At 69.7% G+C, this 14,214-nt stretch carries 12 protein-coding genes and 1 pseudogene; 7 read left to right on the forward strand and 6 right to left on the reverse strand.

Annotated elements, in window-relative coordinates; all coding sequences use genetic code 11:
- The first annotated feature begins 77 nt into the window (after positions 1–77).
- Positions 78–1,151: a flagellar motor switch protein FliG gene (locus JM664_RS12140; protein WP_227420194.1), complete on the forward strand. Its 1,074-nt coding sequence runs from the start codon at positions 78–80 to the stop codon at positions 1,149–1,151.
- Between the two features lie 47 nt (positions 1,152–1,198).
- On the forward strand, positions 1,199–2,119 hold the full coding sequence (locus tag JM664_RS12145) for a lysophospholipid acyltransferase family protein (protein WP_227420195.1): 921 nt from the start codon (positions 1,199–1,201) through the stop codon (positions 2,117–2,119).
- Here JM664_RS12145 and JM664_RS12150 read toward each other — a convergent pair.
- Positions 2,083–2,772 (reverse strand): DUF1223 domain-containing protein, encoded by a 690-nt coding sequence (locus JM664_RS12150; RefSeq protein WP_227420196.1) that lies wholly within the window; start codon positions 2,770–2,772, stop codon positions 2,083–2,085. The two genes, JM664_RS12145 and JM664_RS12150, sit on opposite strands and share 37 nt — an antisense overlap.
- 190 nt (positions 2,773–2,962) lie before the next feature.
- Here JM664_RS12150 and acnA point away from each other — a divergent pair, with 190 nt between their 5' ends.
- On the forward strand, positions 2,963–5,737 hold the full coding sequence (acnA, locus tag JM664_RS12155) for an aconitate hydratase AcnA (protein WP_227420197.1): 2,775 nt from the start codon (positions 2,963–2,965) through the stop codon (positions 5,735–5,737).
- Between the two features lie 57 nt (positions 5,738–5,794).
- On the opposite strand, the gene JM664_RS12160 is transcribed toward acnA, so the two are convergent.
- Together JM664_RS12160 and JM664_RS12165 are read right to left on the reverse strand one after the other, a co-directional pair.
- On the reverse strand, positions 5,795–6,340 hold the full coding sequence (locus JM664_RS12160) for a hypothetical protein (protein ID WP_227420198.1): 546 nt from the start codon (positions 6,338–6,340) through the stop codon (positions 5,795–5,797).
- Positions 6,341–6,391: 51 nt separating this feature from the next.
- The gene (locus JM664_RS12165) at positions 6,392–8,005 is read right to left on the reverse strand and encodes a GMC family oxidoreductase (RefSeq protein WP_227420199.1); all 1,614 of its coding nucleotides are present in this window, start codon (positions 8,003–8,005) and stop codon (positions 6,392–6,394) included.
- Between the two features lie 118 nt (positions 8,006–8,123).
- Here JM664_RS12165 and JM664_RS12170 point away from each other — a divergent pair, with 118 nt between their 5' ends.
- Positions 8,124–8,570, forward strand: a complete 447-nt coding sequence (locus JM664_RS12170; protein ID WP_227420200.1) for a DUF2892 domain-containing protein — start codon at positions 8,124–8,126, stop codon at positions 8,568–8,570.
- Here the strand turns inward: JM664_RS12170 and JM664_RS12175 are convergent.
- Positions 8,567–9,441 (reverse strand): annotated as a pseudogene (locus JM664_RS12175) (acyl-CoA dehydrogenase family protein); the annotation flags it as partial. The gene JM664_RS12170 and the pseudogene JM664_RS12175 overlap by 4 nt on opposite strands.
- 330 nt (positions 9,442–9,771) lie before the next feature.
- On the opposite strand from JM664_RS12175, the gene JM664_RS12180 reads away from it, so the two are divergent.
- Complete coding sequence (locus JM664_RS12180) at positions 9,772–10,068, forward strand: septum formation initiator family protein (RefSeq protein ID WP_227420201.1); 297 nt, start codon at positions 9,772–9,774, stop codon at positions 10,066–10,068.
- 100 nt (positions 10,069–10,168) lie between these two features.
- Here the strand turns inward: JM664_RS12180 and JM664_RS12185 are convergent, their stop codons facing one another.
- Positions 10,169–11,398: a urate hydroxylase PuuD gene (locus JM664_RS12185; RefSeq protein ID WP_227420202.1), complete on the reverse strand. Its 1,230-nt coding sequence runs from the start codon at positions 11,396–11,398 to the stop codon at positions 10,169–10,171.
- A complete protein-coding gene (gene uraH / locus JM664_RS12190; RefSeq protein WP_227420203.1) occupies positions 11,398–11,754 on the reverse strand; it encodes a hydroxyisourate hydrolase in 357 nt (118 codons plus the stop codon). The genes JM664_RS12185 and uraH overlap by 1 nt, the downstream gene beginning before the upstream one ends.
- A gap of 447 nt (positions 11,755–12,201) precedes the next feature.
- On the opposite strand from uraH, the gene puuE reads away from it, so the two are divergent.
- Complete coding sequence (gene puuE, locus JM664_RS12195; RefSeq protein ID WP_227420204.1) at positions 12,202–13,602, forward strand: allantoinase PuuE; 1,401 nt, start codon at positions 12,202–12,204, stop codon at positions 13,600–13,602.
- A 106-nt stretch (positions 13,603–13,708) separates the two neighbouring features.
- The gene (locus tag JM664_RS12200) at positions 13,709–14,188 is read left to right on the forward strand and encodes an ureidoglycolate lyase (RefSeq protein ID WP_227420205.1); all 480 of its coding nucleotides are present in this window, start codon (positions 13,709–13,711) and stop codon (positions 14,186–14,188) included.
- The last annotated feature ends 26 nt before the right edge of the window (positions 14,189–14,214 follow it).

Genomic DNA, 14,214 nt, shown 5'->3' on the forward strand with positions numbered 1-14,214 from the left:
CACTGCATCGGGAGTAGCCTCTCGTTAAGGTCGATCTGCCAGTTTCCGCCGCAACCGGAACTGGAGGATGCGCGAAGATGGCGCTCGCGCTGGACACGGACTTCTCGTCCGACCTTTCGACCTCGCTGCCCAACCTTGGCGGCAAGGCTGCGCATCTGAGCAAGCGGCAGAAGGCGGCGATCGTAGTGCGCGTGCTTCTGGCCGAGGGGGCTCAGATCTCGCTCAGCGACCTACCTGACCAACTGCAGATCGAGCTCGCGCGGCAGATGAGCCAGATGCGCTTCGTCGATCGCGCGACCCTCTCCGCCGTGGTCGACGAGTTCCTGGCCGAGATCGACGACATCGGCCTCACCTTCCAGGATGGGATCGAGGGCGCGCTCTCTGCGCTGGACGGCGCCATCAGCGCCAACACGGCAAGCCGCCTGCGGCAGCAGGCCGGCCTCATCACCTCCGACGACGTGTGGGAGCGCATCTCGGGCATTGGCAACGACCGGCTGCTCCCGGTGCTGGAGAGCGAGAGCGCCGAGATCGCATCGATCATCCTGTCGAAGCTCAAGGTTTCCAAGGCGGCCGAGCTTCTCAGCCAGCTCCCCGGCGAGCGGGCGCGTCGCATCGCCTACGCCATGTCGCTGACCGCAGACACCGAGGCAAAGCTCGTCGACAAGATCGGCTCGGCGCTCGCCGCCGCGCTCAACGTCGACCGCGATCCTGCCTTCCGCGACGGCCCGGTGCAGCGTCTGGGGGCGATTCTCAACTATTCCCGCAGCGTCACCCGGGACGACGTGCTCGACGGGCTCGACGAAAAGGACGTCGAATTCGCGAACGAGGTGCGCAAGGCGATCTTCACCTTCGCCTTCATTCCTTCGCGGATCGACGCCCGCGACATCCCCAAGATCACCCGCGAGGTCGACGTCGGCACGCTGGCCGCCGCGGTCGCCGGCGCTACGGGCAAGGACAAGGTGGCGGCGGAGTTCATCCTGGAGAACATGTCCAAGCGCCTCGCCGAGACGGTGCGCGAGGACGCCGCGGCGCTTGGCAACGTCAAGAAGAAGGACACCGAGGCGGCGCTGAACGCCGTGGTGACGGCGATCCGCAAGCTCGAGGCCGCGGGCACCATCTACCAGATCAGCGGCGAGGACGAGGACGAGTGACCGGCGCCCCGATTGTACGTCGGACCGCCAGTGCCTAATCAGGCGCCATGAAGCGCCACGCCGCCCGCCGCTACGACTTCGCGATCGACCTTTCGGTGCGCGCGCTGCTGGCGACGGCGCGTGCCCTGCCCTATCGCTGGCGCGTGCCGCTGATCGGCTGGGTGACGTCGCGCATCGTCTCGCCACTAGCCGGTTGGCCGCAACGGATCCGAGCCAATCTCGACCACGTCATGCCGGAGATGCCCGAGGCCGAGCGCCGCCGCCTGATCCGCGAGGTGCCGGACAACGCCGGCCGAACCCTGGCCGAGATCTATTCCGGCGCCCGCTTCGCACGACAGCTTGCCGGCACGCCGATCGAGGGGCCGGGTCTCGCCGCGCTCGATGCGGCACGGGATGCCGGGCAGCCGGCGGTCCTCGTGACTGCCCACTTCGGCAACTTCGTCGCGCCGCGCGTGGTGATGCTGGCGCGCGGTTACGACCTCGGTGGGCTCTACCGCCCGATGCGCAACCGCCACTTCAACCGACACTACGAGGCGGCGCTGGCGGCGATCGGCGAGCCGATGTTCCCCAGCGGCCGGCAGGGGCTTGGCCGGCTGCTGCGGCACCTGCGCGATGGCGGAATGATCGGCATCCTGACCGACATCTACATCAAGGGCGGGCCAACGCTGAGCTTCATCGGCAAGCCGGCGCCCACGGCCTATTCCGCGGCGGAACTCGCCCTGCGGCACGAGGCGCCACTGGTCCCGGTATATGCTGTGCGTCAGCCCGACGGCCTCAATTTCCGGATGCTGGCCGAGGCGCCGATCCCGCCGAGCGACGCGCACACGATGACGCAGGCGCTGAACGACAGCCTCGAGGCCCAGGTCCGGCGTCATCCGGAGCAGTGGTTCTGGATCCACCGCCGTTGGAAGCCCGAGCGCCAGCGCAAGCGTCAGCGCAAGCGCGCCGCCGCCAGGATCGGCCCGTAGCGCGCCGCCTGGACCAGCACCACCGCCGGCTCGTCCCCCGGCACCGCATGGCTGAGCGAGAGCGGGTCGCGACCGTCCCACTCGGCGATGGTCTCCCAGCGCGTCACGATGTTGTGGTAGGTCAGCGTCTTGCCGGCGTTCTCGCCCCGCTCGATCTCGACCGTTCGCTCAGGCAGGTAGCGCACCAGGTGCACGCGCAGGTCGGCGGGCGCTTCCGCCATGGCCCGCACGTCGACCCGGTCGCCCGCACGCGTGACGCTCAGCGACACCGGGCTCTCGGCGGCGCGGTGGGCGCGGATCAGGTCGGCGACCTCCATCGGACGGTGCCCCACCACATGGTCGCGGCCGCCGACGATCATCTGCGGCGTATAGATCGTGCGGGCGCCCGCGGCATGGGCGTATCCCTTCTGACGCCTGGTGTGCTCCGGCTCGGCGAACTCGTCCTCCCAGCCGATGTAGTCCCAGTAGTCGACGTGCAGCGCCAGCGGGATGACGTCCTCGCGCGCCGCGAGACGCCCCAGCAGCGCATCCGCAGGCGGGCAGGACGAGCAGCCCTGCGAGGTGAAGAGTTCGACGACGACCGGGCCTTCCGCCCTCAGCGCCCCGCCAGCGGCAATGAGCGCAGCGGCGAATCCGATCACCCAGCGTCGCATGAGATACCTGCTTCCAACCCTCGTCGACTGCTAGTCTGCTGGTGCGGCCATGGCCAATCAAGGATGCGAGAGTCCCGCCGCCCCGCCTTGGTGCACGATTGCATACCAAGCTGCGTGTCAGACACTTGCGGGACGTGGCCCTGCGGCGGTAATGCAACGCCAGTTTCCAGCGAACCCAGACGGAGGTCCAATGCCCATCCAGGTCGGACAAGACAGTGCTAAGACCCGACGCGACCTGAGCGTCGACGGTCACAGCTACGCCTACTATTCGATCGAGGCGGCCGAGGCCGCCGGCCTGGGCAGCTTCGCGCGCCTGCCGGTGTCGCTGAAGGTGGTGCTCGAGAACCTCCTGCGGTTCGAGGACGACAACACGGTTACCACCGACGACATCCGCGCCTTTTCCGAGTGGGCCGAGAAGGGCGGGAAGAACCCGCGCGAGATCGCCTACCGGCCCGCGCGGGTGCTGATGCAGGACTTCACCGGCGTGCCCGCCGTCGTGGACCTCGCGGCCATGCGCGACGGGATCGAGCGGCTGGGGGGCGACCCGCAGAAGATCAACCCGCTGAACCCCGTTGACCTCGTCATCGACCACTCGGTCATGATCGACGAGTTCGGCAACCCCCGCGCCTTCCAGCTCAACGTCGAGCGGGAGTACGAGCGCAACATCGAGCGCTACACGTTCCTCAAGTGGGGGCAGAAGGCGTTTGACAACTTCCGCGTCGTGCCGCCGGGGACGGGCATCTGCCACCAGGTCAACCTCGAGTACCTGGCCAAGACGGTCTGGTCGGACAAGGACCAGAACGGCCAGACGGTCGCCTACCCCGACACCCTGGTCGGCACCGACAGCCACACCACGATGGTGAACGGCGCCGCGGTGCTGGGCTGGGGCGTCGGCGGGATCGAGGCCGAGGCCGCGATGCTGGGCCAGCCGATCTCGATGCTGATCCCCGAGGTCATCGGCTTCAAGCTGACCGGCGCGATGCCCGAGGGCACGACCGCGACCGACCTCGTCCTGCGCGTGACCAAGATGCTGCGCGACAAGGGCGTCGTCGGGAAATTCGTCGAGTTCTACGGCGATGGGCTGGACAATGTGCCGCTGGCCGACCGCGCCACGATCGGCAACATGAGCCCCGAGTTCGGCGCCACCTGCGCCTTCTTCCCGGTGGACGCGGAGACCATCCGCTACCTGACCCAGACCGGTCGCGACGAGGAGACGCTCAAGCTGGTCGAGGCCTACGCCAAGGCGCAGGGCATGTGGCGCGAGCCCGGATCGGAGCCTGTCTTTACCGACACGCTCGAACTCGACATGACCACTGTCGTGCCGGCGATCTCCGGTCCGAAGCGGCCGCAGGACCACGTCGCGCTCGACGCCGCCGCTAAGACCTTCCGCGAGTACGTCAAGGGCCAGCGCCAGGGCAAGGACGCAAGCGAGCGCGCCGAGGGCCGCTGGGAGGCGGAGGGCGGTGCGCCCGAACCGGTCGAGATCCCGGGTGACGAGGGGCATCACCGCCGCGGCGTCGTCAAGCACCCCGAGGGTCACTACCAGATCCACGACGGTTCGATCGTGATTGCGGCGATTACCTCCTGCACCAATACGTCGAACCCCTACGTGATGATCGGCGCAGGCCTCGTGGCGCGGAAGGCAAACGAGCTCGGCCTCACGCGCAAGCCGTGGGTAAAGACCTCGCTCGCACCGGGCAGCCAGGTCGTCTCGGCGTACCTTGAGGCCGCGGGCCTGCAGGACGATCTCGACGCGCTCGGCTTCAACCTCGTGGGCTACGGCTGCACGACCTGCATCGGCAACTCCGGTCCGCTCGACCCAGAGATCAGCGAGGCCATCGCGGAGGACGACCTGATCGCTGTGTCCGTCCTGTCGGGCAACCGCAACTTCGAGGGCCGGATCAGCCCCGACGTGCGCGCCAACTACCTCGCCTCGCCGCCGCTGGTGGTGGCCTACAGCCTGGTGGGCGACATGAACGTCGACATCACGACACAGCCGCTGGGCCAGGACAAGAACGGCAACGACATCTACCTAAAGGACCTCTGGCCCAGCCAAAAGGAGATCGCCGAGCTGGTCGAGCGCACCGTCACGCGCGAGAGCTTCCAGGAGAAGTACGCCGACGTCTTCAAGGGCGACGACCGCTGGCGCCAGGTCGAGACCACCGAGAAGGAGACCTACGACTGGCCGTCGACCTCGACCTACGTCCAGAACCCGCCCTACTTTCAGAACATGGACGTCGACCCGAAGCCCATCGAGAACATCGAGGGCGCGCGGGTGCTGGCAATCCTGGGCGACATGGTCACCACCGACCACATCAGCCCCGCCGGCTCGTTCAAGGAGACCACGCCTGCGGGCACCTACCTGACCGAGCGTCAGGTCGCGCCGCGCGAGTTCAACTCCTACGGCTCGCGCCGCGGCAACCACGAGGTGATGATGCGCGGAACCTTCGCCAACATCCGCATTCGCAACGAGATGCTGGACGGCGTCGAGGGTGGCTACACGCTCGGGCCCGACGGCAGCCAGATGGCGATCTACGACGCCGCGATGGCCTGGCAGGAGCAGGGCGTTCCCCTCGTCATCTTCGCCGGCGAGCAGTACGGCGCGGGATCGTCGCGTGACTGGGCGGCCAAGGGCACCGCGCTCCTCGGCGTCAAGGCCGTCATCGCCGAGAGCTACGAGCGCATCCACCGCTCGAACCTCGTCGGCATGGGCGTGGTGCCGTTCGAGTTCACCGGCGGCGACACCCGCGAGAGCCTCGGGATCAAGGGCGACGAGCAGGTCTCGATCACCGGCCTTCCCGACGTGACCCCGGGCGCGACGCTGCCCTGCACGATCACCTACGGCGATGGTTCGACGAAGGAGATCGAGCTCAAATGCCGGATCGATACCGCGGTCGAGAAGGAATACGTCGAGAACGGCGGCGTGCTGCACTACGTCCTGCGCAACCTCGCGAAGGCCGCCTGACCCCACCATCGGGCAAATGATGCAACGGCGCCGGTCGACCCCGGCGCCGTTTTCCGTTCAGGCCACGGTGAGCGCGGCAAGCAGCAGGAGCACTAGTCCGAAGCGGACCGCCACGCGGCGCGGCGTCAGGGTCCAGTATCCGCCGCGGATGTCGGAAAGGACGCGCACCGGCCAGAGCAGATAGAAGCGCGCCGACTCCACGCGCCCGGCCTCTCGCGCCTGCGCAATCCCATCGCGGTGCCATGCGTCGTCCCAGACATCGAGCGGCCTGTCGTAGAACGCGCGCTCCGATCGCAGCGCGATCTCCGCCACCGCGATCCGAACGAGCGCCCCGACGAGCAGGTAGAGCGCGACGAGGTCGAAGAACCACGGCGGCACGATGGAGATGAGCCACAGGATCGTCCGGCCCGCCCAGACCAGCAGGTCGCCATAGCGACCAAGCACCCACCCCGCGACGCCCGGCCAGTCCACGGCGCTGATGCCGAGCACCCGCGCAAGCGACAGCGTGAGGAAGAAGGACGTCACCAGCGCCAGAGCAAACTGCACGACGCGCCGCGCCCACCACGCTGCTAGGGCCTGCTGCCTGCGGTCGAGCAACGGCATCGCCTTCCTCCTGCTGGAGGATACCGCGGGCCGACGGACCGGAGAAGGGCCCTACCGCGGCGGGCGGTTGTCCTCCAGGATCATGCCGGCGGCCTTGCCAGCGATCATGATCGTGGGCGTGTTGGTGTTGCCGCTGACGATGGTCGGCATCACCGAGGCGTCCACCACCCGCAGCCCCTCCACCCCGAAGACGCGCAGCCGCTCGTCCACCACCGCCATCGGGTCGCTCTCCAGCCCCATCTTCGCCGTGCCCACCGGATGAAAGATGGTCGTGCCGATGTCGCCCGCCGCCCGCGCCAGCGCCGCGTCGTCGTCGCCCACCTCCGGCCCCGGCAGGTGCTCGACCGGGCGGTACGCGGCCAGCGCCGGGGCGGCGGCGATGCGGCGGGCTAGCCGGATGGACCGCGCCGCGATCTCCCTGTCCCGGTCGGTCGAGAGGTAGTTCGGCGCGATCTCCGGCGCCGCCTCGGGGTCGGGCGAGGTGATGCTCACATGCCCCCGGCTCTCCGGCCGGAGGTTGCAGACGCTCGAGGTGATCGCGGGAAAGCGGTGCAGCGGCTCACCGAACTTGTCGAGCGAGAGCGGCTGGACGTGGAACTCCAGGTCCGCCCGCTCCACGTCCTCGCCCGAGCGGGCGAAGACGCCGAGCTGCGACGGCGCCATCGTCAGCGGCCCGCGCCGGCGCAACGCATAGTCCACCCCCATCCAGGCGCGCCGCGCGAGGTTCCAGTAGGTCTCGTTCAGCGTCCGCGCGCCGGTGACCTTGTAGATCAGCCTGAGCTGCAGATGGTCCTGCAGGTTGCGCCCCACGCCGGGCCGGTCGGCCACCACCTCGATCCCCAGCCGGTGCAGCGTCTCCGCCGCGCCGATGCCCGAGCGCTGCAGGATCTGCACTGATCCGATGCTGCCGGACGCCAGGATGATCTCGCGCCGCGCCCGCGCGCTCCGCCGTGCGCCCTCCTGAATCCAGTCGATGCGCTCGGCACGGCGGCCGTCGAATCCGACGCGGTCAACGAGGCAGCCCGTCTCCACCGTCAGGTTCGGGCGCGACATCGCCGGCCGGATGAAGCCGCGCGCCGCCGACCAGCGCTGCCCGCGCCGCTGGTTCACCGGGAAATAGCCGCTGCCCTCGTTGTCGCCGGTGTTGAAGTCCTCCGTCCGCGGGATGCCCACCTCCGCACAGGCGTCTCGATAGCGGTCGAGGATCGGCCACGAGACGCGCGGCGGCTCCACCCGCCACGGGCCGCCCGCGCCATGGAACTCGGATGCGCCGGCGTAAAAGTCCTCCTGCGCCTTGAAGACCGGCAGCACGTCATCCCAGCCCCAGCCGTTGAGGCCGAGCTGCCGCCAGTGGTCGTAGTCCGCCGCCTGCCCGCGCATGTAGATCATCGCGTTGATCGCCGACGAGCCGCCCAGTACCTTGCCGCGCGGATAGCTCAGCGCCCGGCCGTTCAGCCCCGGCTCCTCCACCGTGCGAAAGCACCAGTCGGCGCGCGGATTGCCGATCGCGAAGAGGTAGCCCACGGGGACATGGAACCAGATCCAGTTGTCGCGCCCGCCGGCCTCCAGCACCAGGACCCGCACGTCGGGGTCCTCGCTCAGCCGGTTCGCCAATACCGATCCGGCCGATCCGGCGCCCGCTATGATGTAGTCGTACGCGTCCATGCCCGCCTCGCTCAACCCTTGAGAGGACTAGCGCAGCCGCGGCCGGCGATCCATGGCCCGGAACTCCGGCCCTCCGCCGTGGTTCTGCCCGTGACGTTTCATGGGAGGGAGATGCGCCATGTTCGCCGAAAGCGCGACCCGCGTGTCCAGCCAGACCGGCGCCGACATCAGCCACCGCATCCGGTGGGAGACCGAACGGCGCATCGGCTACTACTACGACCACCCGCACGAGATCGGGCGCCGCCTGCGCGAACTCGACCGGGAGTGGGATATCGAGCGCACGCTCGAGGCGAACGCGTCGAGCCTCGCGCTGGCGGGCGTGGTGCTGGGCCTGACCCACGACCGGCGCTGGCTCGGCCTCTCCGCCGGTGTCCTCGCGTTCTTGCTGCAGCACGCGCTGCAGGGCTGGTGCCCGCCCCTGCCGGTGCTGCGCCGACTCGGCTTCCGCACCGCCATCGAGATCGAGCAGGAGCGCTATGCGCTGAAGGCAATCCGCGGCGACTTTGACCACATCGCCCATCGCGCCGACGCCATGCAGGCGGTCGGGTTGGCGGAAGGCAGCTAGGCGCCCGCGAGGCGCGAGAGGGTCGCCGTGACGTCGAGGCCGGATACCGCACCCGTGGTGAGACCGCGTTCTTCCAGCCGCCCGATGACGTAGGTTCGGCCACCAGCGCCGGCGCATGGTGCAGGAGTTGCGACGCCGCGAGCAGAGTGGCGCTGCGCTCCACGAAGAGTCGCGCCCCCGCCTCGGACGGCGGCTGCGGCCAGCGCGCCCTGTGGTCGTCAAGCGGCCGGCCATAGTCGCGGGACGCACCGCGCACGGCGCCGAGTTCGGCCTCGAGCGCCGCCGCCGCCGGATCGCGCGCCAGCGTCCTGAGGATGTCGAGGCAGATCACGTTGCCCGACCCTTCCCAGATACCGTTGAGCGGCGCCTCGCGGTAGAGCATCGGCATCGGCGTGTCCTCGACGTAACCCATGCCGCCCAGAACCTCCATCGCCTCGTACGTGACCACCGGGCAGCGCTTGTTGTTGAGGTATTTGGCCAGCACCACCGCCACCCGCGCAAACGCCCGCTCGCCGGCGTCGAACGCCGCGGCCACGCGGAACCCCAGCGCCACCGCCCCCTCGACGTCGAGCGCGAGGTCGGCCAGCACCGTCCGCATCAGCGGCTGGTCGATCAGCCGGCGCTGGAGCGCCGTCCGCCCTTCGCACCACCAGACCGCCTCCGCCAGCGCCGCGCGCATCAGCGTCGCCGGCGCCAGCGCGGTGTCGAGCCGCGTGTGGTGCGCCATCTGCAGGATCGTCGCCACGCCGCGCCCCTCGTCGCCGATGCGGTGCGCCAGCGCGCCCTCGTACTCGATCTCCGCCGAGGCGTTGGCCCGGTTGCCGAGCATGTCCTTGAGCGGCGGATGCCGGTTCGCCTCCCGCCCCGCCTCGCGCGTCTCCGCGGCGCCGAGTTTCGGGGCGTAGGCCGCGAGCGCGTCCGCGTCGCCGCCTCGCGCAGCCGCGCATCCGCCTGCCAGAGCGGCCCGTCGGCCCGCGGCTCGGGCTGGTTCTCGACCCGGTGCGTCGGAAGCTCTGTCGAGGGCGCGATCATCGGCCGATGCTACCGCGCCGCGCGGCTTCGGGCGAGAGCCGGTGCAGTGCGGGTGATGCCGCCTTGCCTCACCCGGCCGCCCTTGCCGTGCGGGCGGTTTCCGGCGCGGACGCCTTCGTGCAGAGTGCGGGCCAAACCGCCCGGTCGAGAGGCGGAACGAGAGGCGCGCATGAACCGCAAGACATCAGGTCTGGGTCCGCTGGTCTTCCTCACGGGGACGGTGATGCTCGGGCTCTACTTCACCTTCGCCAGCGTCCAGGGCGACTACGGCCTCTTCCGGCGGCTCCAGATCGAGGCCGAGGCCGAGGCTCTGACCGCCGAGCGCGACCGGCTGCGCGTTGACGTGGCGCTGATGACGAACAAGGCGCGCCGGCTCTCGGACGACTTCCTTGACCTCGACCTGCTCGACGAACAGGCCCGCAGCGTGCTCGGCATGGTGCGTGCCGACGAGGTCGTGATCCCCTGACCCGCCACCGGCGCGCGGCCCGCGCATCGCGACCGCCCGCCGGAGGGCCGCCGAAGGCCGCGCGGAGCGGGGTTCGATGCCCCGCTTCGCGCGCCCTCCGTCACGGCCCGCGCGACGCGGTCGCGGCGCGGTACCAGTCGCGGATCGCCGCCCGCTCCTCCGGCTCCATGTAGCTGACGTTCGCCGGCGGCATCGCGTGGCTCAGCGCCGACTGCAGATAGACCTGCCGCGCCTGACGGGCGAGGTCTGCCTCGCTCTCCAGCACCACGCCCTTCGGCGCGCGGTGGATGCCGTCCCAGAACGGCTCGGCCGCATGGCACATCGAGCAGCGCCCCTGCACGATCGCGTGCACCTCGGCGAAACCCTCCGCTTCGGCGAACCTCCGCGCCCCCGACCCCGCCTCGGCGCTCGCATCGAGCGCGTCGGGCGCGGTCGAGAGCCACATTATCAGCACGAAGATTACCGCCGTCGCCGCCCAGGTCCAGTGCGGCGAGCCCGCCCGCGCGTGCCGGGTGTTGAACCAGTGGCGGATCGTGACGCCCATCAGGAACACGAGGCTGGCGATCAGCCAGTTCCACTCGGTCGCGAAGGCCAGCGGCGCGTGGTTCGACAGCATCAGGAACAGCACCGGCAGCGTCAGGTAGTTGTTGTGCGTCGAGCGCAGCTTGGCGATCCGCCCGAACTCCGGGTCCGGCGTCCGCCCCGCCTTCAGGTCCGCCACCACCACCGTCTGGTTCGGGATGATCACCAGGAACACGTTCGCCGACATGATCGTAGCGGTCAGCGCACCCAGATGCAGCAGCGCCGCCCGCCCGGTGAAGACCTGCGCATAGCCCCAGGCGATCACGACGATCAGCCCGAAGAGCAGCAGCAGCAGCCCCGTCGGCCGGTGCCCGAGGCGCGAGCGGCAGAGCGCGTCGTAGGCGAGCCAGCCGACCGCGAGCGACGCCGCCGAGATCCCGATCGCCTGCCAGACAGCGAGGTCCGCCTTCGCCCGGTCGATCAGGTAGAGCTCCGCCCCCACCCAGTAGACGATCATCAGCAGCGCCGCGCCGGTCAGCCAGGTCGAATAGCTCTCCCACTTGAACCAGGTCAGATGCTCCGGCATCGCCTCGGGCGCCACAAGGTACTTGCGGATGTGGTAGAAGCCGCCGCCGTGGACCTGCCACTCCTCGCCATGCACGCCCTGCGGCAGGTCCGGCGCCTTCCTCAGGCCCAAGTCCAGCGCGATGAAGTAGAACGACGAGCCGATCCACGCGATCGCCACGATGACGTGCGTCCAGCGGACGGCAAAGCCGATCCACTCCCAGATGATCGCGGCCTCGCCCATCAGCTGCCCCGGTAGGTCGAATAGCCGAAGGGGGAGATCAGCAGCGGCACGTGATAGTGGCTCTCGCCGTCACTGATGCCAAAGCGGATCGGCACCACGTCGAGGAAGGGCGGCATTGCCCCCGTCTGCCCCGTCTCGCGCAGATAGTCGCCCGCCGCGAACTCGAGCTCGTAGCTGCCGGTCGCAAAGTCCTCGCGGCCGAGGATCGGCGCGTCCGTGCGACCGTCATCGTTGGTGACCGCCTCCGCCAGCCTTGTACGTTCCGCTCCGTCCAGCCGATAGAGCGTGACGCGGATGCCCGCCGCCGGCACCCCCTTCGCGGTATCCAATACGTGCGTCGTCAGAAATCCCGCCATTCCGCCCTCCCATGAGCCATGCGGCCCGGAACTTGCGCAGACACGACCGCCACGGCAGCCCCGTCCTCGCACGCCTCACGATGCCGATGCCGATCTACAGCGGGAGAGACTGGCTGGCAAACGGCCGGACAGCCCTGCACGGCCCCGCGACGCCACGACCTGAACGCAGGACCAGCTGCGGGTCTGAATGTCACGCCGCTCCTCTAGGCGGTACCGCTGGGCAGACAGCAGGTCATGGCGAAGTTCCTGTCGAAGGTCGCGCCGGCGATTATCTTGGCCAGCCGGCAGGCTCCTGCCTGCGGCGATCCTCGCGAGCGTCTTGGATCTCGTCCTGCCGTTTCGGCTGAGAGAGGTCTCGACCGAGGAGGACTCTGGCTCACAAGGCGCAGGCTGCCCAGCGAGCAGACCGTCCTTGCAACGCAGCGCGACGCGCCCGACAAAAGCGCCATGAACCGATACCCGCGCGACCTCCACGGCTACGGCCCCGTGCCGCCGAAGGCAGACTGGCCCGGCGGCGCACGCATCGCGGTGCAGATCGTCGTCAACTTCGAAGAAGGCGGCGAGAACAATGTCCTGCACGGCGACGCGGCGTCCGAGGCGTTCCTCTCCGAGATCGTCGGCGCCGCGCCCTGGCCCGGCCAGCGCCACTGGAACATGGAGTCGATCTACGAATACGGCGCCCGCGCCGGCTTCTGGCGCCTGCACCGCCTGCTGACCCGGCGCGGCGTGCCCGCGACCGTCTTCGGCGTGGCCACCGCCCTCGCCCGCGCGCCCTCACAGGTGCGCGCAATGCAGGACGCTGACTGGGAGATCGCCAGCCACGGCCTGAAGTGGATTGAGCACAAGGACATGGACGAGGCCGAGGAGCGCCGCCAGATCCAGGAGGCGATCCGCCTGCACGCGCAGGTGACGGGCGCGCGGCCCGCCGGCTGGTACACCGGCCGGTGCTCGATGAACTCCGTCCGCCTCGCCGCCGAGCAGGGGATGGAATACATCGCCGACAGCTACGCCGACGACCTGCCCTACTGGATGCGGATCGGGACGCGCGACCAGCTCATCGTTCCCTACACGCTCGACGCCAACGACATGCGCTTCGCGACACCGCAGGGATTTAACTCGGGCGACCAGTTCGAGAGCTACCTCCGCGACAGCTTCGACTGCCTCTACGAGGAGGGCGGGCGGATGCTCTCCATCGGCCTGCACTGCCGCCTCGCCGGCCGGCCGGGCCGGGTGCTGGCGCTGCGGCGGTTCCTCGACCATGCCCGCGCCCACAAGGGCGTCTGGTTCGCCCGGCGCATCGATATCGCGCGCCACTGGACCACGCGCCATCCTCCGGCCGAGCGGCCACAGCCAAGCGCCCTCGACCGCGACGCGTTCGTGGCGGCCTACGGCGACATCTTCGAGCACTCGCCCTGGGTCGCCGAGGAAGCATGGGCGCTCGAGCTTGGTCCCGCGCATGACACCGCCACCGGCCTGCACGCCGCGATGACGCGCGCCTTCCGCAGCGCGGACGAGGCGCGCCGGCTGGAGGTCCTGCGCGCGCACCCTGACCTCGCTGGCAGGCTCGCCGCCGCCCGCCGCCTGACCGACGCCTCCACCGCCGAGCAGGCGTCGGCCGGCCTCGACGCCCTCACCGACGCCGAGCGCGCGACGTTCGAGCGGCTCAACACCGCCTACACCGAACGCTTCGGCTTCCCCTTCATCATCGCCGTCCGCGACCACGACAAGCGCGGAATCCTCGCCGCCTTCGAGCGCCGGCTCGAGAATGACCGCGCGCGCGAGGTGACCGAGGCCTTCCGTCAGGTCGAGCGCATCGCCGAGCTACGTCTCCGCGAGCTGCTGCCATGATTGTCCGCGACGCCCTCGCGGCCGGTCCTGCGCGTCACCGACGCGCGCGGCACGACAAGGGCGGCCCAACGGGCTGCCTGCGGAGGCCCGCCTCTCCCCGCCGGGCATGACAATCAGCGCCGCGCCATTGACCGCGGTCGGCTTCGCGCCCTTCGGGGACGTGCTGGAGGCGTCCGACGAACCCGACCGACTCATCAACGCCGGTCTCTGCGGGCGGTGGAACGACCGCGCCCGGCTTGACTTCGGCGGCGGCCGGGCCGGCATCAGCATCTTCAATGCCGAGCCGCGTGTTCTGCCCTACCGTCTCGACATGGTGGAGCGGCACCCGGAAGGGTCGCAGGCCTTCCTGCCGATGACACAGCACCCGTTCCTCGTCACCGTCGCCCCCGACGAAGACGGCACGCCCGGCCTCCCGCGCGCGTTTCTCACCGCGCCGGGCCAAGGCGTCAATATTCTCAGGAATGTCTGGCACGGCGTCCTCACGCCGCTCCATGCCCCCGGCCTCTTTGCCGTCGTCGACTACATCGGGCCTGGGGCAAACCTCGAGGAGCACGTCTTTCCGACGCCGTTCCTCGTGCAGGCGTAGGGGCCGGACGTGCCGACCCCTATCAA

Source organism: Roseitranquillus sediminis (genome assembly GCF_016918935.1).
GTDB lineage: Bacteria > Pseudomonadota > Alphaproteobacteria > Rhodobacterales > Rhodobacteraceae > Roseitranquillus > Roseitranquillus sediminis.